26 protein-coding genes are annotated in these 19,698 nt (G+C 67.1%); 15 read left to right on the top strand and 11 right to left on the bottom strand.

Features of this window, described 5'->3' with window-relative positions:
* Window positions 1-77: 77 nt before the first annotated feature.
* On the bottom strand, window positions 78-422 hold the full coding sequence (locus tag ACU6XJ_RS23880) for a tyrosinase family oxidase copper chaperone (protein WP_476315905.1): 345 nt from the start codon (window positions 420-422) through the stop codon (window positions 78-80).
* Window positions 423-714: 292 nt separating this feature from the next.
* Here ACU6XJ_RS23880 and ACU6XJ_RS23875 point away from each other — a divergent pair, with 292 nt between their 5' ends.
* The 3 genes from ACU6XJ_RS23875 (at window position 715) to ACU6XJ_RS23865 (ending at window position 3,021) form a co-directional block, all read left to right on the top strand.
* Window positions 715-1,140: a tyrosinase family oxidase copper chaperone gene (locus ACU6XJ_RS23875; RefSeq protein ID WP_476315902.1), complete on the top strand. Its 426-nt coding sequence runs from the start codon at window positions 715-717 to the stop codon at window positions 1,138-1,140.
* Window positions 1,141-1,161: 21 nt separating this feature from the next.
* Window positions 1,162-1,983 carry a tyrosinase family protein gene (locus tag ACU6XJ_RS23870; protein WP_476315899.1) on the top strand — a complete coding sequence of 274 codons (822 nt, stop codon included), beginning with the start codon at window positions 1,162-1,164 and terminating at the stop codon, window positions 1,981-1,983.
* Window positions 1,984-2,079: 96 nt separating this feature from the next.
* On the top strand, window positions 2,080-3,021 hold the full coding sequence (locus ACU6XJ_RS23865) for an XRE family transcriptional regulator (RefSeq protein ID WP_476315896.1): 942 nt from the start codon (window positions 2,080-2,082) through the stop codon (window positions 3,019-3,021).
* Between the two features lie 7 nt (window positions 3,022-3,028).
* On the opposite strand, the gene ACU6XJ_RS23860 is transcribed toward ACU6XJ_RS23865, so the two are convergent.
* A complete protein-coding gene (locus tag ACU6XJ_RS23860) occupies window positions 3,029-3,235 on the bottom strand; it encodes a hypothetical protein (RefSeq protein ID WP_476315893.1) in 207 nt (68 codons plus the stop codon).
* Window positions 3,225-3,446 carry a hypothetical protein gene (locus ACU6XJ_RS23855; protein WP_476315891.1) on the bottom strand — a complete coding sequence of 74 codons (222 nt, stop codon included), beginning with the start codon at window positions 3,444-3,446 and terminating at the stop codon, window positions 3,225-3,227. The genes ACU6XJ_RS23860 and ACU6XJ_RS23855 overlap by 11 nt, the downstream gene beginning before the upstream one ends.
* Before the next feature lie 205 nt (window positions 3,447-3,651).
* Between ACU6XJ_RS23855 and ACU6XJ_RS23850 the strand changes: the two genes are divergently transcribed.
* The gene (locus ACU6XJ_RS23850) at window positions 3,652-5,076 is read left to right on the top strand and encodes a hypothetical protein (protein WP_476315888.1); all 1,425 of its coding nucleotides are present in this window, start codon (window positions 3,652-3,654) and stop codon (window positions 5,074-5,076) included.
* Here the strand turns inward: ACU6XJ_RS23850 and mobA are convergent.
* Both mobA and ACU6XJ_RS23840 read right to left on the bottom strand, forming a co-directional pair.
* Window positions 5,066-5,695 (bottom strand): molybdenum cofactor guanylyltransferase, encoded by a 630-nt coding sequence (mobA, locus tag ACU6XJ_RS23845; RefSeq protein ID WP_476315886.1) that lies wholly within the window; start codon window positions 5,693-5,695, stop codon window positions 5,066-5,068. The genes ACU6XJ_RS23850 and mobA overlap by 11 nt on opposite strands.
* Window positions 5,692-6,423, bottom strand: a complete 732-nt coding sequence (locus tag ACU6XJ_RS23840; RefSeq protein WP_476315882.1) for a MerR family transcriptional regulator — start codon at window positions 6,421-6,423, stop codon at window positions 5,692-5,694. Before ACU6XJ_RS23840 ends, mobA begins: the two co-directional genes overlap by 4 nt.
* Window positions 6,424-6,500: 77 nt before the next feature.
* Here ACU6XJ_RS23840 and ACU6XJ_RS23835 point away from each other — a divergent pair, with 77 nt between their 5' ends.
* Complete coding sequence (locus tag ACU6XJ_RS23835; RefSeq protein ID WP_476315879.1) at window positions 6,501-7,379, top strand: SDR family NAD(P)-dependent oxidoreductase; 879 nt, start codon at window positions 6,501-6,503, stop codon at window positions 7,377-7,379.
* Between the two features lie 176 nt (window positions 7,380-7,555).
* Here ACU6XJ_RS23835 and ACU6XJ_RS23830 read toward each other — a convergent pair whose 3' ends face one another.
* Both ACU6XJ_RS23830 and ACU6XJ_RS23825 read right to left on the bottom strand, forming a co-directional pair.
* A complete protein-coding gene (locus ACU6XJ_RS23830; protein ID WP_476315876.1) occupies window positions 7,556-8,557 on the bottom strand; it encodes an aldo/keto reductase in 1,002 nt (333 codons plus the stop codon).
* Between the two features lie 229 nt (window positions 8,558-8,786).
* On the bottom strand, window positions 8,787-10,100 hold the full coding sequence (locus ACU6XJ_RS23825) for an NUDIX domain-containing protein (RefSeq protein ID WP_476315873.1): 1,314 nt from the start codon (window positions 10,098-10,100) through the stop codon (window positions 8,787-8,789).
* 20 nt (window positions 10,101-10,120) lie between these two features.
* Between ACU6XJ_RS23825 and ACU6XJ_RS23820 the strand changes: the two genes are divergently transcribed.
* On the top strand, window positions 10,121-11,023 hold the full coding sequence (locus ACU6XJ_RS23820) for a GNAT family N-acetyltransferase (RefSeq protein WP_476315871.1): 903 nt from the start codon (window positions 10,121-10,123) through the stop codon (window positions 11,021-11,023).
* Here the strand turns inward: ACU6XJ_RS23820 and ACU6XJ_RS23815 are convergent.
* Window positions 11,001-11,408: a VOC family protein gene (locus ACU6XJ_RS23815; protein WP_476315868.1), complete on the bottom strand. Its 408-nt coding sequence runs from the start codon at window positions 11,406-11,408 to the stop codon at window positions 11,001-11,003. The two genes, ACU6XJ_RS23820 and ACU6XJ_RS23815, sit on opposite strands and share 23 nt — an antisense overlap.
* 75 nt (window positions 11,409-11,483) lie before the next feature.
* The gene (locus ACU6XJ_RS23810) at window positions 11,484-12,116 is read right to left on the bottom strand and encodes a TetR/AcrR family transcriptional regulator (RefSeq protein ID WP_476315866.1); all 633 of its coding nucleotides are present in this window, start codon (window positions 12,114-12,116) and stop codon (window positions 11,484-11,486) included.
* A 76-nt stretch (window positions 12,117-12,192) separates the two neighbouring features.
* Here ACU6XJ_RS23810 and ACU6XJ_RS23805 point away from each other — a divergent pair, with 76 nt between their 5' ends.
* From ACU6XJ_RS23805 to ACU6XJ_RS23775, 7 genes are all read left to right on the top strand, one after another.
* Entirely contained in the window at window positions 12,193-13,413 is a 1,221-nt protein-coding gene (locus ACU6XJ_RS23805) for an acyl-CoA dehydrogenase family protein (RefSeq protein ID WP_476315863.1), read from the top strand.
* Complete coding sequence (locus ACU6XJ_RS23800) at window positions 13,410-14,222, top strand: SDR family oxidoreductase (RefSeq protein WP_476315861.1); 813 nt, start codon at window positions 13,410-13,412, stop codon at window positions 14,220-14,222. Before ACU6XJ_RS23805 ends, ACU6XJ_RS23800 begins: the two co-directional genes overlap by 4 nt.
* Window positions 14,219-15,286: a phosphotransferase family protein gene (locus ACU6XJ_RS23795; RefSeq protein WP_476315859.1), complete on the top strand. Its 1,068-nt coding sequence runs from the start codon at window positions 14,219-14,221 to the stop codon at window positions 15,284-15,286. The genes ACU6XJ_RS23800 and ACU6XJ_RS23795 overlap by 4 nt, the downstream gene beginning before the upstream one ends.
* Window positions 15,286-15,972, top strand: coding sequence for a histidine phosphatase family protein (locus tag ACU6XJ_RS23790; protein ID WP_476315856.1), 687 nt, complete (start codon window positions 15,286-15,288; stop codon window positions 15,970-15,972). Before ACU6XJ_RS23795 ends, ACU6XJ_RS23790 begins: the two co-directional genes overlap by 1 nt.
* A 98-nt stretch (window positions 15,973-16,070) precedes the next feature.
* Entirely contained in the window at window positions 16,071-16,445 is a 375-nt protein-coding gene (locus tag ACU6XJ_RS23785; protein WP_476315853.1) for an acyl-CoA thioesterase, read from the top strand.
* Window positions 16,442-16,807 carry an acyl-CoA thioesterase gene (locus ACU6XJ_RS23780; protein WP_476315850.1) on the top strand — a complete coding sequence of 122 codons (366 nt, stop codon included), beginning with the start codon at window positions 16,442-16,444 and terminating at the stop codon, window positions 16,805-16,807. Before ACU6XJ_RS23785 ends, ACU6XJ_RS23780 begins: the two co-directional genes overlap by 4 nt.
* 10 nt (window positions 16,808-16,817) lie before the next feature.
* Complete coding sequence (locus ACU6XJ_RS23775; RefSeq protein ID WP_476315847.1) at window positions 16,818-17,225, top strand: VOC family protein; 408 nt, start codon at window positions 16,818-16,820, stop codon at window positions 17,223-17,225.
* A 20-nt stretch (window positions 17,226-17,245) separates the two neighbouring features.
* Here the strand turns inward: ACU6XJ_RS23775 and ACU6XJ_RS23770 are convergent, their stop codons facing one another.
* Window positions 17,246-17,479: a hypothetical protein gene (locus ACU6XJ_RS23770; RefSeq protein WP_476315844.1), complete on the bottom strand. Its 234-nt coding sequence runs from the start codon at window positions 17,477-17,479 to the stop codon at window positions 17,246-17,248.
* 236 nt (window positions 17,480-17,715) lie between these two features.
* On the opposite strand from ACU6XJ_RS23770, the gene ACU6XJ_RS23765 reads away from it, so the two are divergent.
* Window positions 17,716-18,087: an RGCVC family protein gene (locus tag ACU6XJ_RS23765; RefSeq protein ID WP_476315841.1), complete on the top strand. Its 372-nt coding sequence runs from the start codon at window positions 17,716-17,718 to the stop codon at window positions 18,085-18,087.
* A 322-nt stretch (window positions 18,088-18,409) separates the two neighbouring features.
* Window positions 18,410-18,943, top strand: a complete 534-nt coding sequence (locus ACU6XJ_RS23760) for a DUF5994 family protein (protein WP_476315838.1) — start codon at window positions 18,410-18,412, stop codon at window positions 18,941-18,943.
* A gap of 77 nt (window positions 18,944-19,020) precedes the next feature.
* Here the strand turns inward: ACU6XJ_RS23760 and ACU6XJ_RS23755 are convergent, their stop codons facing one another.
* Entirely contained in the window at window positions 19,021-19,476 is a 456-nt protein-coding gene (locus ACU6XJ_RS23755) for a hypothetical protein (protein WP_476315835.1), read from the bottom strand.
* Window positions 19,477-19,698: the final 222 nt, after the last annotated feature.

The following is a 19,698-nucleotide window of genomic DNA, read 5'->3' as shown; positions in this document are numbered from 1 at the left end:
CTCCGGGCGGTATGACCACTGTGAAAACGTGTGCGGGCGCCCCCGATCAGGGGCGCCCGCACTCGCGTCAGCGGAGGTCAGCTGGGGTTGACGTCAGGGCCCAGCACCTCCACGGCCGCCCGGCCCGCCTCGACCAGCGAGGGCTTGGGGTCGTAGAGGACCACCTTGCTGACATAGTTGCGGTCATCGAGGCGGTAAACCACCAATTCATATCCGTCGATGAAGACCGTGTAGCGCAATTCCTCCGCTGTGCTGCACCGGTCGAAGACGGTGATGTTGCGATCCTGGTAGGTCTCGCTATGCATGCCCGGTCGACAGGTGGCACTGCCGACGGTTTCCTGAGCGCCCGCGGCGACCGGTGCGGCGACCGTGAAGCCGATGGCGAAGACCACCGCAGCAAGGCGTGCGATTGTCCTTCCCATTGCTAGTCCTTTCGGTCTAGTGCAAATAGGTTGTGCGTCCTCACTGTGACCCTTGTCGCAGCAAAGGTCAACCATTTCGAGACATTTTCGCCACCAGGTCTCAACCTTCGAGGGCATAACTGCAGGTCGCCGACGAACTGTTAATTGTTTCCGGACCGCGGTCCGCCCATAAGACGTATTCACGCCTAAACTGGCGTTCGGTGTCGCCGCTTCCGCTCACTTGAAAAGCGGCCGGCGTTACCTGCGGCGACTGGGGAGTAATCCGAGCCATAGTAGGGGATAAGGATTAACAATGGCTGAGGAAAACGCATCGAAAATGAATCGAAGAAGGTTGTTGAGCATCGCCGGGACGGTGACGGCAGCAACCGGACTCGCCGCCTTCGGCGTCTCGACGACGCTGGCGAGCGAGGGCAAGAGCCCTGTTCACGCAGGTCACGCGCTTGCCAGTGACAAGCCTGCGTACAAGGAGAAGTACAAGGGCCGCGAGATCACCATCGTGGACGGCGCCGAGCAGGCACCCGACCAGCACGGCAACAACGGACACGCGAACCAGCATGTCCTCATCGATGGTGAAGCGCTGCACGTCATGAAGTACGACGAGAACACGTGGACGACCTCGGTCAACCACTACGAAACTTTCAGTGACCTGAAATCTGCGGCACGCCGCGCCATCGACACCCTCGGCGACCTGAAGCCCGTGCCTTTGGGCCACCACTGAAAATGGCATAACCCCCTAGACTTGAAAGGAATCACCGTGGGTGTCAGAAAGAGCGTCAGCGCGCTCACCTCAACGGAGAGGGGCAATCTTGTCGAAGCGTTTCTGAGAATGAAGCGCGACGGCACGTACGACCCCTACGTCCAGCAGCACATCACCCGATTCAACGGCGACAACCCCAACGGCACGCGCATCGGGCACGTATGCCCGTCGTTCCTTCCGTGGCATCGGGAATACCTGCGTCGTTTCGAGACGCAGCTCGGTGTCGACCTGCCGTATTGGAACTGGGCGACCGATGGCGCGTCCTCTTCCATGTGGTCGGCCGATTTCCTCGGCGGCAACGGCTCGTCGGCGCAGAACTGGCGGGTCACCAACGGCCCGTTCGCGTTCTCCACCGGGAACTGGACCCTCAACGTGCGCAGCGACAGCGCCAACTACCTGCGGCGCAACATCGCCAACGGGGTCTCGCTGCCCACCGCGACGCAGATCAACACGGTGGGGAACATCAGCACCTACGACACCTCGCCGTGGAATCACGGGTCGTCGAACAGCTTCCGCAACCAGTTGGAGGGCTTCCAGGGCCCGAACCTGCACAACCGCGTGCACAACTGGGTCGGCGGCACGATGGCGGGCGCGGGTTCGCCAAACGACCCGGTGTTCTGGATGCACCACTGCTATGTGGACAAACTGTGGTCCGATTGGCAGCGCAGATTCCCGAATGCGACCTATGTGCCCACAAGTAACACAACGTTCGTGGTAGACCTGAATGAGGCGATGGCTCCCTGGGGGACGGGAAACACACCGGCCAGCGTTCTCAACCACAGCCAGTGGTACACCTACCAGTAGTTCCACCTGGGGAAATGGCTTCGCCGGACAGCCCGTTCTGTCCGGCGGAGCGCTTTCGTCGCACTAGCCCGTGTGGACAGACAGGTGAGATCAGTGATGACCGCTGGCGAAGCGCCACAACAGGACGCCGCGCACCCACCGATCGGCCGCACCTTCGACGAGGCGTTCCGAGCGGCGGTGGCAGACAGCGGCCTGAGCCTGGACCGTATCCAGGAGCGACTCAAGCAGCGCGGGATTTCCATCAGCACGGCGGCGCTGAGCTATTGGCAGACCGGTCGCAGCAGGCCCGGCCGCAGGCAGTCGGTGACGACCGTGGCGCATCTGGAGGATGTGCTCGGCCTGGCTGCGGGAACGCTGGTGTCGTTGATCGAACCGCAGCGGCGCAGGCCCGCCCAGCAGCAGCCGCCTGGCTTGGACCACCGGGCGCTGTGGCAGGACGGCGAGCGCGGCCAGGTGCTGGCGCTGTGGCGGCAGCTGGACGATCAGTGGGATCAGCACCTGGTCAGGATCAGCCAGCACGACCGGCTCACGGTGAACGAGAACCGGCGGGAGACCTCGCTGTGGTCCCGGCACGTCCTGCGGGCGGTGGTCGACGGCCCCGACCGCTGGGTGGTGGTGTTCCAGAGCGGCGGCGGCCGCGGCAGGCCTGAGTCGGAGGTGCGGGCGCTGCGGCACTGCGTGCGCGGCCGGACCGTGACCGACTCGGGGAACGGGCTGTTCGCCTGCGAGTTGGTCTTCGACCGCCCACTCATCGCGGGCGAGACGACGATCATCGAGTACGAGCTGGTCAACGTAGCGAACGCGCCGCTGGCGGTGTGCTACGAGCGGAAGGTACGGCACCGGGTTCGGGAGTACGTTCAGGAGATCGCCTTCTGCCCCACCGTCCTGCCCAACCGCATGGAGAGCTACTACGCCCCGGACGTGGATTCGCCGCAGACGGTCAGCAGGCTCGAGCCGTCGCGGTTCGGCGCTGTGCACCGGGTGACGCTGGACGCGTTGCCTGGCATCCACGGGATCAGGTGGACCTGGCCGCGGTAGCCACCGTTCAGGCGTTCAGGCGGTGCCTTCCGGAGCGGAGCCGCTCCGACTCGGCGAGCATGTCGACCAGATCCTCCCGCTCGTAGCGAAGTTGTGCGAGCAGTTGTTCGCAGCGCCGCACATAGCCACGACCGATGATGATCACGTAGGCGGGCGGCATCGAAAGCCACAGCAGGAACACCAGTAGTTCGAAGCTGATCTCGTCAATCCACATCGAGCACCTCCCCGTCGATCACCGAATCGATGGTGCGTCCTCGGTCCATGGCCCGCTGCCGCATCACTTCGCCAATGCTGGAGAGCCGGTTACCCAGCTCCAGTTGCTGATGTGGAGATGAGGTGTCGTCCAGCACCCCACACGCGTACATCACGATTTGCTTGTTGAGACTGGCCAGTTCGGCCAACAGAACACGTTCTTCCGGCAACACGCTGCCGCTCCTAGCTGAGCTGTGAACCATCGCTGCGCAAACAGCAGACCGGAGGTTGAGTACCCAAGGAAGTGGAGTTCCAAGATCGATAACGCAGCAATTCGCCCAAGGGTGCAAAAAGAGTCAGACTTGGCGGCACTGTCTTCCAAATGTCCGGTTTAGGCTGCGCTCTTGGCTACGGCTGGCTACACATCATCAACAGGATGTGAGCACCCAAATGGCCGAACGCCTACCCAACGCAGCGCTCGATGCGCTGCTAGCCGATGCTCGTGTCAGCCGCTCAGCACTTGCCCGCGCGATCGTCGCGGCAGGTGAGAAGGAGGGAGTCCATCTCTCACCGAACGCGTCCTCCGTCAAGCGGATGCTGGAGGGCGCGCAGCCTCGCTGGCCGACTCCGCGCCTGGTCGCCGAGATTCTGTCCGGACGGCTCGGATACACCCTCTCCCTAGAGGACTGCGGGTTCATCGATTCTGCGCTGGAGGCGGAAACGTTCGATCCTATGGCCTGTTCTGCGTCGATCAGTGGCACCATGGGCATCGTGGTGGAGTTGTCGCGGAGAGACCTGAAACGCCGGAACTTCCTCATGGGCGCCGCGTATACGGCGTCCGCATTCGCGCAACCCGCCCTATTGGCCATGACCGCCCTTCCCGCGCAGTCGCTGGCCCGGCGGGCAGGAAACCGGATCGGCGAATCCGATGTTCAGGCCATTGCCGAGACAGTGCACCACTTCGAGGTGCAGTTGCGGCGACACGGCGGCGGAAAGATCAGAGACCAGGTCATCCGCTTCCTCAATTCGGAGGCGGATTCGGCGCTGCGGAGCAGTTTCGGCGAAGCCGTGGGCAAGAAGCTTTTCTCCACCGTCGCGCAGGCAACGGCCCTTGCCGGCAGGACATCGGTGGATGTCGGCAGGCATGCGCTGGCCCAGCAGTACTACACACAGGCGCTGAATCTCGCGATGCACGTGGAGGACCGTCTCTACGCGGCCCATGTGCTCGCGGAGATGAGCACTCTCGCCATGGATGTCGGCAACAACGCGCCGACCTCCGCCGAGGCGGCACAACGCTTCCGCGAAGCGACCGCCTTCCACCGCGTCGCACTCAATCTCGCGGGCGACGCGGCTACGCCCGCCGTGTCCTCGTGGCTGCACGGTCATCGTGCGCGTGCGCTGGCGCTTCTCGGTGATGGCGATGCCGCACGGGCCGCCATCGATGATGCGAAGCGCGCCTTCGACCGCAAACCGGGGGGCGAGGAGCCCGCGTGGTTCGCCTACTTCAGCGAAGCGGACCTCACCTCGGATGTCGGTCAGGTGCTTCGCGATGCGGGTAGGCCGCGTGATGCGAGCGAGCTTCTGGAGCGGTCGCTTCTCACCCTTCCCCAGCAGCGGTCGACGGCGAGGGCGAAGATCCAGGTTCATCTCGCGCTGAGCTACCTGCGGCAGAACGAGTTGGAGCAGGCAGCGGTGACCACTCGGCAGGCCATGGCGTCAGCACAGAAGGTCTCCTCCGCCCGGGTCAACGGAAGGCTGATGCTTCTGGAGCGTCGGCTGCGGCCCGCTGCCAAGCATCGATCGGTTGCCGGTACCTGCGAGCAGTTGCGCGCCCATCTCAAGCCGACGAGGGTCAGGGCTTAGCGCGGCCGCCACGGGACCAGTTGTCGAAGTTGGCTTCCCAGGCGGCAAGGTCCTCCGCCGTGTCCACATCGCGGGTCTCGTTGGCGGCGGCGGGGACCTTCACGATGGGCTGCTCCCCCAGCAGGTCGCGCACCGACACGCCCTCGGTGTGCTCGCGGCGCCGCACCGCGTCGCGCAGCAACGGCGTACGCCAGATCCCGCTGAGCCACTGGGTTTTACCTGCTTGATCCAGCAATACCGCGCCCGCTGCCTGCGGGTGCGCTTCCAACGCCCTGCGCAAGCCGTTCAAGGTGCCTGCCGTCAGGCCGGGCTGGTCGCCCGCGAGCACCGCGATCAGGTCCACGTCCGGGTCGTGGAGATCCAGTTCGGCCAGCCCGGCCGCGATGGCGGCGGCGGGGCCACCGCCGGGCTGCTTCTCCCACGTCCAGATCACCTGGTACTCCAGCCTGCGGCGTGGGCCGACCGCGATCACCGGGTCGGCGCCCGCGCGGGCCACCGCGCCCAGCACATGGTCCAGCAGCGTGCGGCTGCGCAGCCGGAACGCCAGTTTGTCGGCGCCGCCGAAGCGGCGGGCCTTGCCGCCCGCCAACACGATCGCACCCAGACGCAAGATGGTCATGCCTGATTGTGCTCTTTGATCACACGCACCAGATGCTCGCCCAGCACCATCTCGATGTTGCGTTCCATGGCATGCGCGAGCATGCCCTGCACCAAGGTCATCGCCAGCTGCCGCAGACGTTGCAGCAAGGCCGTGGCCTGGGCGACCTCGCCGCCTTCGGGCAGCCAGGATTCGCCGTGCTCGCTGATCAGGTGATCCGCGCCGAGTTGCACCAGGCGCCGTGCCACGTCCTCGATGGTGGGGGCGATCGACTCGTACAGCGCCAGCAGCTCGGGCAGGCTGAAGCCGTAACCGATCAGCTCCAGCGACCCGTTCAGCAGCTGCGGGCTGGTGACCAGGCACTGGTCGCCCTCGGGTACCAGCACACCAAGCTTCACCACGCGGTCGAACACCTCGCCAGGCAGCATCTCGCGGGCGTCGCGGGTGGCCACATAGGTCGGGATCTCGTCCGTCCACGGACTGCTGATCGCCTGCTCCAAGCCCAGCAGATCACCGAGGTTGCGGCCCTGCTCCCAGCTGGTGAGCAGCTCCGAGATCTGCGCGGTGGCGTAGCCGCGGGTGAGCAGCGAGCCAATCAGCCGCAGCCGGGCGAGATGGGCCTCCGTGTAGATGCCGACGCGGCCCTCGCGGCGCGGCGGCGGGAGCAGGCCGCGGTCCTGGTAGGCCCGCACATTGCGCGTCGTGGTGCCCGCGGCCCGCGCCAACTCGTCGATCCGGTACTCGCCCATCGCGGCGCACTCTACCTCTTCACACTGTGCCATTGGTCGATGTAACGTTCGCGCTGTCACACACGTGGGAGGGCAGCATGGAACCTCGGCTGGTGCTGGTGACCGGCGCGGGCTCGGGCATCGGGAAGGCGACCGCGGAAGCGTTCGGGGCGCTGGACGCGATCGTGATCTGCACGGACATCGACCTGCGCAGCGCGGAACTGACCGCGCGGCAGGTCGGCGAGAAGGGCGGCGTCGGCATCCCGCACAGCCTGGACGTGACCGACGAGCACGAGTGGGAGCGGCTCGCCGACTGGGTGCGCACCGAGCACGGCGTGCCCGACGTCATCGTCAACAACGCCGGGATCGGGATGGGCGGGCCGTTCCTGGCGCACAGCGCGGAGGACTGGCGGCGCATCATCGACGTGAACCTGATGGGCGTGGTACACGGCTGCCGCGTCTTCGGGCGCCTACTCGCGCAACGCCACCTGGAGCAGCCGGGCGCGGGCGGGCACATCGTGAACGTGGCCTCGGCCGCGGCGTTCACCCCCAGCCGCGCGCTACCCGCCTACACCACCACCAAGGCCGCGGTGCTGATGCTGTCGGAGTCGCTGCGCGCGGAGATGTCGGCGTACAAGGTGGGTGTGAGCGCGATCTGCCCCGGGTTCATCGCCACCAACATCTACTCCGCCAGCACGTTCGTCGGGCTGCCCGCGGACCAGCAGCAACGGCGGGGCCAGCTCACGAACCGGTTCTTCGAGCGCTGGGCGCCCGGTCCGGAGCTGGTCGCCCGCCGCATCCTCTCCGCAGTCCGGCACAACAAGCCGGTCGTGCCGATCACTGTGGGCGCGCGGATCTCCTACGCAATCCGCCACCTCGCACCGCCGCTGATGCGGGTGGCGGCCAAGGTCGGCGACGAATCGGCGATCGTGCGGCTGGAGGGCTTTGCGCAGAAGGCGCTGCGCCGCCGGTCCTGACTCCCGCCGGTCGGGACTGTTTCCGCCAACACCCCGACCGACGCGCTGTGGACCTGCTTCGACCAATCCCACCGCGACCGCGCCACCGAACTCGCTCGCCGGATCCGCGCCGAGGACGGTGCCGCTGCAGTGCTCGCCCTCGTCACGCGGTTCGAAGGCAAGCACGGGTAGCGGTTCTAGGCGGCGGCGTCCAGCTTCGCGCGCTGTTCGAGCGTGAGTTCCAGGTCGACCGCGGCCAGGCTCTCCTCCAACTGCGCGACAGAGGAAGCGCCGACCAGCGGGATCATCGGGATCTCACCGCCGATCAGCCAGGACAGCACCACCTGGTTGACCGTGGCGCCGGTCTCCTTGGCCACCTCTCGCAACGCGGCCAACCGTGCCTGCGTCCCGGGGTGGTCGAAGATGGGCGCCAGCGGCTTGTCCTCGCGGACGTAGGCGCCCCCGAGCAGCGGCGAGTACGCGACCAGCGCCAGATCGGGCTCTTCCCGGAGGTAGCTGAGCAGTTCGCCGCCGACCACACCAAGTTCGCCGTCCTGCGAGCGCCTGCTCGGCAGGTCCGTGCGGGGACGCAGGTAGCTGTGGTGGTACTGGATCACCTCGTACCCGGCCACGCCCTGCTGCCGGGCCATCGCACGGGACCGCTCCAGCCGCCACGACCAGTGATTGCTGGCACCGAGCATGCCCACTGCACCCTCGGCGACCAGTTCGCCGAAAGCCCCGACGGTCTCCTCCAGATCGGTCCGCGGGTCCTCGATGTGCGCGTAGAGCAGATCCAGGCGCTCCATGCCGAGTGCTTCCCGGCTGCGGTCCGCGGACTCGCGGATCACCTTGGCGGACAGTCCTTCGATGGACTCGGGCCTGCCGAAAGTCTCCATGTCCATATCGGCGGTGCGGGGGCGGCCACCCAGCTTGGTGGCGATGAGCACCTCGTCACCGATGCCGCGGCTGCGGCGCCACTGGCCGATCAGCGCCTCGCTCTGGCCGCCGAAACCGCCGCCGAGCCAGAACGCGTAGTTGTTCGCGGTGTCGATGAACGTGCCGCCCGCCTCGACGTAGCGGTCCAGGATCGCGAACGAGGTCTGCTCGTCCACGGCGGTGCCGAAGATCATCGCGCCGAGGCTGAGCACGCTGACCTCGCGGCGGGTGTTCGGGGTGGTGCCGATGTCGCGGTACTTCACGCTATTCCCCCAAGGTTGAGCGGTATGGGTGCGATCAGCCTGCACGCTGGAGCGCGCTCCAGGTCAAGACTTGAACCTCACGCAGCGGGAGGTTCTAGCGTGGGATGCGATCGGGGACGCTTCCTACGCCGATGCGGACACCAAGGCCGCGTCGCATGTGGACGGAGAACGCATCCGCGCTCGCCGCGAACCTGCCCTGGCCCGCGGACGACGTAGTGAAGCTCGTCGCCTACGTGGACCGCGTGCGCTCAGCCACCCGCCTGGCGATCTCGGCGTCCAGCGGGCTCAGGTCCGGGATCAGCGCCTCCCCCGGACACCACCAGCGGAAATCGGTCGCCTCGTGGTTGACCGTCAAAGCGGGGCGGGTCGCCACTTGCGTGTGGTAGATCGCGAGGAACTCGCGGTGCGGCAGCGCGAACTCGCTGATCGCCGCGAAGTGCAGGTCGGTGGTGTGGATGCCGGTCTCCTCGGCTAGCTCCCGCACCGCCGCCTGCCTGGGCGATTCGCCGGGGTCGCGCATCCCGCCCGGTAGTTCCCACTGTTTGCGGTGGGGGTTGAACAACATCAGCACCGCGTCCTCGTGCAATACGACGACCAGCGAGGCGGGCAGCGGGTCCACCGTCGTGACGTCGGATTCGGGGCCGAATCGGAAGTCGGTCAGGGCCAAGCCCTGGTCGTCCAGGACCGGCAACGAGTCCAGTGCCTGCCGGGCCAGGCCGGTGGGTGAGAGCACGCCTCGGACGATCTCCATCGCGGCGGGGTCCGCGGCGGCTTGGCGGGCCGGGACGATGAGGTCTTCGAGCGCACGCGTACAGCGGTAGTAGGCCACGTGCATGGGGTCGATCTCGACGTGCCCGTAGCCGTCGAAGAACCACTCCTGCTGCTGCGGCGTGACCAGGTTGGAGTAGAGCACCCCGCCGAGTACGAACATCAGGTCCCGTTCGCGGGGTGCGAGCACCGCGTTGTCCCAGTCGATCAGCCACACCTGCTCGTGGGCGTCGACCAGCAGGTTGCCCAGGTGCGGATCGGCGTGGCACACCACGTTTTGATGTTCTCGGGTGCGCAGTGCCGCACCCAGCAGGTGGGCCCGGTCCAACAGCGTCGGCACGACACCGCCCCCGAGGTCCGGAACACGCGTCCAGCGGGCGTGTGAGGTGTAGTCCTCGCGCGGCAGGGTCACGGTGGTCGGCGTGTCGTGCACGCGCCTCAACAACTCGCCGTAGGCCTTCCACTGGCGGGCTGTCATCGCGCCGCTTCCGGACACCCAGGACGTCAGCGACAGCCTGCGGCCTTCGCGTTCGCTCCACCAGCCTCCACTGCTTGTTCGCACGGGTGCGGCGATGCCCGGCACACCGCGCCGGACGAGGTCGGCGGGCAGGAGGAGGCCCGCCTCGGTGCCTCCCGAGGTCCACTTGACGGCGTACTGCCTCCCGTCCGCGGCGACGGCATGCCAGACCTCGGCCTTCTCATCGGCACCGAGGTGGACGCGGTCGAGAGTGGCGAGTTCGATGCCGAAGTCCGCACGAACCCAGGAGCGCAGCATTCTCTGACTATAGTCAGGTAATGGACGCGAGCATGATCGATGGCCTGCGGCGGTTCAACCGGACCGTGACGCAGCGAGTCGGGGCGCTCAACGACGCGTTTCTCTCCCGCGACCGGCCGCTGGGGCAGGCGCGGTTGCTGTGGGAGATCGGCCGGGATGGCTGCGACGTGCGACTGCTGCGTTCCCGCTTGGACCTGGACTCGGGCTACCTGAGCAGGCTGCTGCGGTCGCTCGAAGACGCCGGACTGGTCGTGGTCGACCCGAGCGACACCGACGGCCGGGTTCGCACCGCCCGTCTCACCGAACTCGGATTGGCCGAGCGCGCCACGCTGGACCAGCGCTCCGACGAGTTGGCGGTCTCGATCCTGGAACCGCTCAGCCCGCGGCAACGCGACCGGCTGATCACGGCGATGGCGGAGGTGGAGCGGCTGCTGCTCGCCTCGACCGTGCGGGTCTACGTCACCGACCCTCGGCATCCCGACGCGAGGTCGTGCCTCCGCGCGTACTTCAGCGAACTGGCGCAGCGCTTCGAGGCCGGGTTCGACCCCGGCCGGAGCCTGCCCGCCGAGGACGAAGAACTGATCCTGCCCTCGGGTCTGCTGCTGGTCGCGACCCTGCACGCCGAGCCGGTCGGCTGCGCCGCGTTGAAGCTGCACGACACCCAGCCCGCGGAGATCAAACGCATGTGGGTCTCCCCCACGGTCCGCGGGCTCGGCCTGGGCAGGCGGCTGCTGGCGCAACTCGAATCCCAGGCCGCGGCGCGGGGCGTGGCAGTCGTGCGGCTGGAGACCAACCGCTCGCTGACCGAGGCGATTGGGCTGTACCGGGCGGCGGGGTACCGCGAGGTGGCGGCCTTCAACGACGAGGCCTACGCCCACCACTGGTTCGAGAAGGACCTCACTACTGAGGCTGACCGATGTTGACCATCCAGCCGATGCCGAACTTGTCGGTCAGGAAGCCGAATTCGTCGCCCCAAGCCTGCTTCTCCAGCGGGACCTGGACGGTGCCGCCTTCGGACAGCTTCTCCCAGAAGTCGCGCAACTCGTTGTCGTCGCCGCTGAGGCTGATGGCGATGTTGTCGCCGGGGTTGTGCTCCTGGCCGGGCGGGGTGTCGGCACCCATCAGCGTGAAGCCCTGATCGGTTTCCAGCATGGCGTGCATGATCTTGTTCGAGTCGGGGCTTTCCGGCATGCCGAACTCCGCGAAGGTGTTCAACGCCAGGCTGCCGCCGAAAACGCTCTTGTAGAACTCCATCGCATCGCGCGCCGTGCCCGCGAAGCTGATGTAGGGATTGAGTCGAGAGGCCACCAGACCCTCCTTCGTCGTGCGAGGGCGCCATCGTCGCAGGGGTCGCCCGACCCGGCAGCGCGGTTCACCAACTTGTTAGGGGGCGAACGGCACCAGTTCACGGACCGTGGGAGCCAGCGCGGGGCGGGCGGCGATGATCAACGCGGGCAGCGTCCTGGCCAATAGCGCGAGCAGCTCGTCACGCGGGATGGTCTGCTCCCTGGTCCAGGTCAGGACGGTGTCCTCGACGAAGCTGAACCAGCCGCGGATCACCAGGTGTAGGTCCGGCGTCACCTCGATGCCCTCCAGCGCGGCGGCCGTCCGGCTGGCGAAGACGTCGCGGGTGTCCTCGTAGATCTCGATCAGGTAGTCCGCGCCGCCGGCGGCGCCGCGGAACAACGCCACATACAGATCGCGGCGGCGCTCCAGGAACGCCACGAAGGTGTCCAGCGTCTGGAGCAACTGGTCACCGGGCGCCGCCTCCGGGTCCGGGGCGGTGGCCCTGACCAGCCTGCGGGCCGCGGCCCGCACCACGGCGCGGTAGAAGTCGGTCTTGGTCGGGAAGTAGTGGAACAGCAGACCCCGCGAAATGCCGGCCTCGGCCGCGACCTCGTCCAGCGGAAGCTCGTGAATAGGCCGCTTGACCAGCATCTGGAGGCCGATGCCGATGAGCTGTCGGCGCCGGTCATCGGCACTGAGCCTGGCGCGCGGAGCGCTGTCGGAGGTCACGCCCCCATCTTATTGAGCAACACTCAACTCTGCGCTACCGTTCCAGTTAAGCATTGCTCAACAGCGAGGAGTGGCCGTGGATTTCGCCCCCTCCGCCAAGGCGCGGGAGTACGTGGATCGGGTCGGCGAGTTCATCTCTCAGGAGATCGCGCCGGTCGAAGAGAGCTACCTGCGCGAACTGCACGCGCTCGCTCCGGAGGACCGCTGGCAGGTGCTGCCGGTCATCGACGAGCTCAAGGCCAAGGCTCGGGACGCCGGGCTGTGGAACCTCTTCCTGCCCGACCCCGACCACGGCGCCGGGCTGTCCAACGTGGACTACGCCCCGCTCGCGGAGCTGATGGGCCGCTCCTTCATCGCCGCCGAGGTGTTCAACTGCAACGCCCCCGACACCGGCAACATGGAGGTGCTGCATTACTTCGGCTCCGAGGAGCAGAAGCAGCGCTGGCTGCGTCCCCTGCTGGACGGCGAGATCCGCTCCGCGTTCTGCATGACCGAGCCCGAGGTGGCCTCCTCCGACGCCACCACCATGGCGGCGACCGCCGTCATCGAGGGTGATGAGGTGGTCGTCAACGGCCGCAAGTGGTTCAGCACGGGCATCGGACACCCGCGCTGCGAGCTCATCCTGTTCATGGGTCTCACCGACCCCGAGGCCGACCGCTACCAACAGCACTCCATCGTGGCCGTGCCCCGCAACGCGCCGGGGGTGACCGTGGAGCGCATGCTGCCGGTGATGGGGCGGCTGGATGAGCCGTCCGGCCACGGCGAGGTCGCCTTCGACAACGTGCGGCTGCCGCTTGACGCGATCGTCGCCGGACCGGGCAAGGGCTTCGAGATCGGCCAGAACCGGCTCGGCCCCGGCCGCGTCCACCACTGCATGCGTCTGATCGGCCTCGCCGAACTCGCGCTGGAGTACGCCTGCCGCCGCGGTGTGGAGCGCACCGCGTTCCGCAAGCCGCTGGTCAACCTGGGCGGCAACCGCGAGCGCATCGCCGAGGCCCGGATCGCCATCGACCAGGCGCGGCTGCTCGTGCTCTACACCGCGTGGCTGCTGGACACCCAGGGCGTTTTCGGCGCGCTGTCGCAGGTCTCGCAGATCAAGGCGCTGGTGCCGAGGATGACGCAGGATGTCGTGGACATGGCCATGCAGTTGCACGGCGGCGCCGGGCTGTCGGACGACTTCCCGCTGGCCGGGGCGTGGACCATCGCCAGGGCGCTGCGGCTGGCCGACGGCCCCGACGAGGTGCACCGCGGGGTCGTCGCGCGGTTGGAACTGGCCAAGTACGGGATGCTGCGATGAGGGTGCTGATCACGGGCGGGGCCTCGGGCCTCGGCAAAGCGATGGCGGCCCGGTTCGCGGCGGCGGGCGCGCGGGTCGTGGTCGCCGACATCAACATCACCGCGGGCGCGGGCACCGTCGGCGAGCTGTCCGGCAACGGCGGCAAGGCGGTCTTCCTCCCGCTGGACGTCCGCGACGAGGCCGCCTGGCAGCGTGCTCGCGAGTGGGTGGAACGCGAATGGGGCGGGCTGGACGTCCTGATCAACAACGCAGGCGTGGCCGCGGCGGGTCGGGTGGAGGCGGTGACCGCGCAGGACTGGGAGTGGATCACCGAGATCAACCTGCTGTCCGTGGTCCGCGGCTGCCGCACGTTCGTCCCGCTGCTCAAAACGCAGGGCAGCGGCCACATCGTCAACGTCGCCTCGATGGCGGGCCTGATCAACCCCCCGTTCATGAGCTCCTACAACGTCACCAAGGCAGGCGTGGTCGCCCTGTCGGAGACGCTGCGCTTCGAGCTTGAGCCCTGGGGCATCGGCACCACGGTGGTGTGCCCGGCGTTTGTGAACACCAACCTGGTCGCGAGCTTCCGCAGCCCCGACCCGGCACTGGCCGAGGTCAGCACGAAGCTGATTCGCAACGGCAAGGTCACCGCCGAGGACCTGGCCGATCAGGTGTACGACGCTGTCCGCGGCGGGAAGTTCCTGCTGCTCACCCATCGCGAGGGCAGGCTCGCCTGGTGGGCCAAGCGCTACGCGGGACCGCTGTTCCGCCGTGAGCTGTCCAAGGCGGCCCGCAGACTGCGCGCCCGCATCGAGAGAGAGACCAGGTGAGCTTGGACCAGCCGAAGACCGTCCGCCAGGAGGACGCCTTCGACGTGGACGGGATGCACCACTGGCTGTCCACGCAGGTGGACGGCCTCACCGGGCCGCCGGAGGTGCGCCAGTTTTCCGGCGGCGCGTCCAACCTGACCTACCTGCTGCGCTACCCCGACCGCGACCTCATCCTGCGCCGCCCTCCCGCGGGCACCAAGGCCAAGTCCGCGCACGACATGCGCCGCGAGCACCTGATCCAGTCCCGCCTCAAGCCGGTGTTCCCCTACGTGCCGGACATGCTGGCGCTGTGCACCGACGAGTCGGTGATCGGCTCCGAGTTCTACGTGATGGAGCGCCTGCCCGGCATGATCCTGCGCCGCGATCTGCCGCGGGGCGTCGAGTTGAGCCCGCCGCAGGCAGGTGCGTTGTGCCGCAACGTGTTGGACCGCCTGGTCGATCTGCACTCGGTGGACCCCGTCGCCGCGGGCCTGTCCGAGATCGGCAAGGGCGAGGGTTACGTCGGCAGGCAGGTCGCGGGCTGGTCGGACCGCTACCGCCGGGCCCGCACCTGGAACGTGCCCAGCCACCGCCGCACCATGGACTGGCTGGCCGCCAACCAGCCCGCCGACGTGCGGTCCTGCGTGATCCACAACGACTACCGCTTCGACAACGTCGTGCTGCGCCCCGACCGCACCTGGGACTCCCCCGACGCCATCCTCGGCATCCTGGACTGGGAGATGGCCACCATCGGCGACCCGCTGATGGACCTCGGCGGAGCCATGGCGTACTGGATTCAGGCAGGTGAGGGTCCACTCGCGAACGCACTGCGCATGCAGCCCACCCAGCTGCCCGGCATGCTCACCCGCCGCGAGGTGGTCGAGTACTACTGCGACCGCATGGGCCTGTCGACCGAGAACTGGCGCTTCTACGAGGCCTTCGGCCTGTTCCGGCTGGCGGTGATCGTGCAGCAGATCTACTACCGCTACCACCACAAGCAGACCCGCAACCCCCGGTTCCGCTTCTACTGGGTGGCCTGCCACTGGCTGCACCACCGCGCCCGCAAGGTGATCGGGGCGGGCTGATGGCCGTCGTCTACCTGATCCGCCACGGCCAGGCCTCCTGGGGCGCCCGCGACTACGACACCCTGTCCGATCTTGGCCGCCGCCAGTCCGAGGTGCTCGGCGCCGCGCTGCGTGACCGCGTCGACTCGGTGGACACCGTGATCACCGGCGCCATGACCCGCCACCGCCAGACCGCCACGCACTGCCTCGAAGCCCTGGGCCGCCCGGTCCCGGAGACCGTGGTCGAGGGCTGGAACGAATACGACCACAACGGCGTGATCGTCGGCTACCGCCCCGTCTACCGCAGCCGCACGGTGCTCATGGCCGACATGGCCCGCACCCTCCAGCCCGCCCGCGCGTTCCAAGCCATGTTCGACAAGGCCCTGCGCCGCTGGGTCGACGCCGAGACCGGCTATGCCGAAACCTGGCAGGCCTTCTGTACCCGCGCCCGCACCGCCTTGGACACCCTGCTCGACACCCTCGGCCCATCCGAGACGGCGCTGGTATTCACCTCCAGCGGCCCGATCAGTGCCGTTTGCGCAGGTCTGCTCGGTCTCCCACCCGAAGGCTGGCTCAACCTCAACCGCGTCACCGTGAACACCGGCCTCACCAAAATCGTCCACGGCCGCTCGGGAACCTCGCTGGTCACCTTCAACGACCACACCCACCTAGAAGGCTCCAATCGGGAAATGCTCACCTACCGCTGAAGCCCCGTGGGATTACTCACGTGCGCCCAAGTCAGTTTGTTTGGGAAACTATGTGGGTGTCTGCGCATGTGTTCAGTTGCCCGCTCCGGTGGGTCGATATGGAGCCCGACGGCCACGTCCGGAACACCGCGGTGCTGCGGTATCTGGAGGAGTCGCGGATCGATCTGATCATCGGATTGGCCGCTGAGGTGCCGACGCTGATGGGCGGAAGCGTGATCGCGCAGGTCGACGTCGACTACCTGGCGCCGCTGCCCTACCGGCGATCCCCCATCGACGTCCACACGCAGCTGACGCGGATCGGCAACTCCTCCATCGCGTTCGAGCAGGAGATCCGCGACGAGCAGGGCTGTTACGCCCGCGCCACGTCGACCATCGTGTTCGTCGACCCCGCTGCCGGACGGTCCAGGGCCTTGAACGAGCAGGAGCGGTCCGCGCTGTCGAGGCTGCTGCCCGCAGAGTTGGTGACCACGTGACACACACCTACGCAGTGCAGGTCCGGCGAGCCGACCTGGACGCCAACCGGCACGTCAACAACATCGTTTACGTCGACTACGCCAACGAGGCGCTCGCCGAGATCACCGACGGAATCGGCCCGATCACGGTGGCCAGGCACGGAATCCGATTCCTGCGGCCGCTGATGGTGCCCGCCGAGAACGTCCGCGTCGACACCGCGGTGACCGGCCTGGAGGCAGATTCCGTCACGGTGACACAGGCGGTCAGGGACGACGCGTCGGTCTACTGCGAGGTGACCTCGCTGCTGGTCGCCGTCCGCGACGGTGCCCGCCGGCCCTTCGAACCGGCCGAGCGGGACCTGCTGGCAAGACTTCAGGGGTAGCGGTATTTCAGTGGCGGTGCGCGCCGGGTCCGGCGAAGCTCGCGTACATGCCACTTCAGCTTCACCACATCGTCTCGACGCCCACGACCTCCCCGGCCTGGCCCGTTTCTGGGCCGACGTGCTGCGATGGCGCGTGTTGTCCGAGCGGGAGCGCGAGGTCGTGATCGGCCCCGACGAGGCGGCGCCAGTCGGCATCTGCTTCATGCCGTCACCCGATGAGAAGCGGGTCAAGAACCGCCTGCACCTCGATCTGACCTCCGGGGCGGAAGACCGTGCGGACGAGATCGAGCGGATTCTGGCGCTGGGTGCCCGCCGGGTCGACATCGGCCAGACGGGCGAGGAGTCCTGGGTGGTGCTCGCCGATCCCGAGGGCAACGAATTCTGTGTGGTTCGACCGAAGGAGACACTGATCGGTTAGCGCACGGCCTGATATGGGGCTCACCGGTCGTGCGGTGGTCGCGGCGACCCAATTTCCCTTGATGAGCAATTCCCGGAGTCCGACGCGTAGGCATAGGCGAGCTTGCCCTGCCAGAGAGCTGGCGCGGCGGCGACCGCGATTCCCGCGATCGCCAGCGCGAGACCCGTCGGTACGCGGATGGCCAGGGACCAGTCCGTGTGGGTCCACATGCGGATCATGCCGAGAATCGAGCCCGGCACGACGAGGTACCGCACGAGGCGGATGACGAGGAGTCAGTACCCACACCCGACAGGTCTCCCCTGACCGACACTCGGGCGGAGCAGGGCGGGCTGCGGTCGCCTTGCCCCTGGTCTTCCATCGAGACCTGTTGTTCCGGTGGTTTTCATGGTCTTGTGCTCGATTCTTCTCATCGTTTCTTGCGCTTTCTCGGAATTTCGTGGGTGTGAGTTTCGTGCGGGGCCGCTCGCGTTCTTTGACCTTGAGTTCGTAAATGGCCCTGTCCCCGCAAACGCACTACCTCCGCGCCGAACGCCAGGCCTCGTGGGCCTGTAGTGTTGGAGATGCGGGAGCCTTTCGAGCGTGGGTAGTCACATCGGCACCGTTCCCGCCGGACACACCGGTACCGGCCGGATCGGCCGGGGAGGGGAGCTCCGACATGATGTCGGGCTCATGCTTTGGACCACCAGTACTTCTGTCCGCGGAGTCGGACCTCGCTGTTGACGATCAGAGTGGTGCGGCTTGTGCGGCTTGTCCACATCCGTGGGCCGACCACGATCAGATCGGGGTCCGCTTCTGCACGGCGACCGCGTCGGGCGGCTACAGCCGGGGTTGTGTCTGTACGGGCACGCAGGCAAAGAAGTGAGGAGTCCGTCAAAGATGTGGTGAAAGAGCACTCGAAAGCGAGCGACAAGATCTCTTCGGAAATCGCGTTCGCGTGCTCGTTGCCCTGGACCACATCCCTGAGCGGATTCGCTGAACCGTCGCGATCATGGCAAATCGACTCAAAACGAGGCTGATCTTCACACCGGGGCAGCTGCGCGGACCACTTCGATACTAAAAACCCTACGGGCATCCAAGTGGCGTAAGCTGGTGTCACCGAGAGCATTTCGCGCGTTGGCGGTCAAGCCGGCGCCGTCCTCGGTGTGTCTCACGGTCGCCAGGCGACCGAGGACGGGAGTACCGACATGATGTCGGACCCGCACGTCTCCGTGACTCTCGAACCATCGTCGCGGCCAAGGTTGCGGCTCAAGCCCAAGGCCCCCGCCACCGGTTACGTCGACGGTGGCTGGTGGCCGCGGTCCCGTGATCTGACCGCGGAACTGCCCGCGCTGGCCGCGGTGCTGGCCGTCCGACTCGGCCCGGTACGCCGGGTGACCTTCGCCCTGACCGCCTGGGACGACGTTCCCCGACGCATCGACGTCGACGGTTCCCCTGTCCGGCTGGAGGGATTCCGATCCCAGGACGCGCACGTCGTCCACGTCATCGCGGGGGGACGGCAGCGCATCAGCCTGCTCGTGGTCCCCACGCAGGCAACCGAGGGCGCCGGACACGACGCGATGATGATGGCCGCCGACCGGGACAACACGGACAGCCCGACCACGATCCTCACCGCCTGCGGCGTCCTGCCGGACACACCGGTGCCCGCCCCCCGGATGGCCGCCAACGACTCAGCCAACCGCTGGGAAGCCGATGGCGGTCATGTTCGGGAGCGCGGCTAGCGCTGAAACCGGCGCCGCGACAACCGGCGTGACCACCATTCGACGAAATCGGTCGTCCTCATCGTGCAGCCGACGGGTCAGTGTTTGGCGGGCCACTCGTCGACTGCCTGCCGCAAGGCGAGTGCCACCGGCTGGAAGGCACTGCCGCTGTCGTACTGCGCGACGAGCGCTTCGGTCAGGCCGCTGATGGCCATGGTTCCTCGTTCAGCGGCCCCGACCAGCGCGACCGCGATATTGGCAGGCAACTGGGAGTTTGCCTGTGTGCCCGGTCCAGCCGGCTGGGTGTTCTGCCAGGCGGCGTCGAGCCGATCGAGGGCGTCGATCAGGTCCCTCCACACCACCAGTTGGCCGGTGGTCTTCTCCGGTGTCGTTTCGTGCATGAGATGTTCTCCTTCAGCCGGGCCCGCAACCTGCCGTCGACGGTGGTGACCGGCAAGCCCTCGATGTGGCGCCGCGCGGTTGTTGCGTGGTTTCCGTGCGGGTTTGGCGTCGTTGATCTGGCAGATCAGGTCATCGCGCACTTCGTTGAGCACGATCGGCAGTGCCCGGACCAATGATGTGGACACCCTGGGTGCAAAGGAGGCCTACGACTGATCCAGCACTCCTCAGTGGCCGCAGGCCGACACCATGCGGTCCTTGAAACTGACGTCCAAGTCGACCTGCGCGTTGGAAATGAAACGCGTCGAATTGCGCTGGTTGGGACTATCCAACCATAACATTCTTTAAGCATACTCGATTTTCAATGCTAGGAGCGT

The sequence above is a fragment of the Actinorectispora metalli genome (assembly GCF_056323685.1).
Note: the sequence above shows the minus strand (reverse complement) of the source record. Positions and strands in the feature narration are given on the sequence as shown.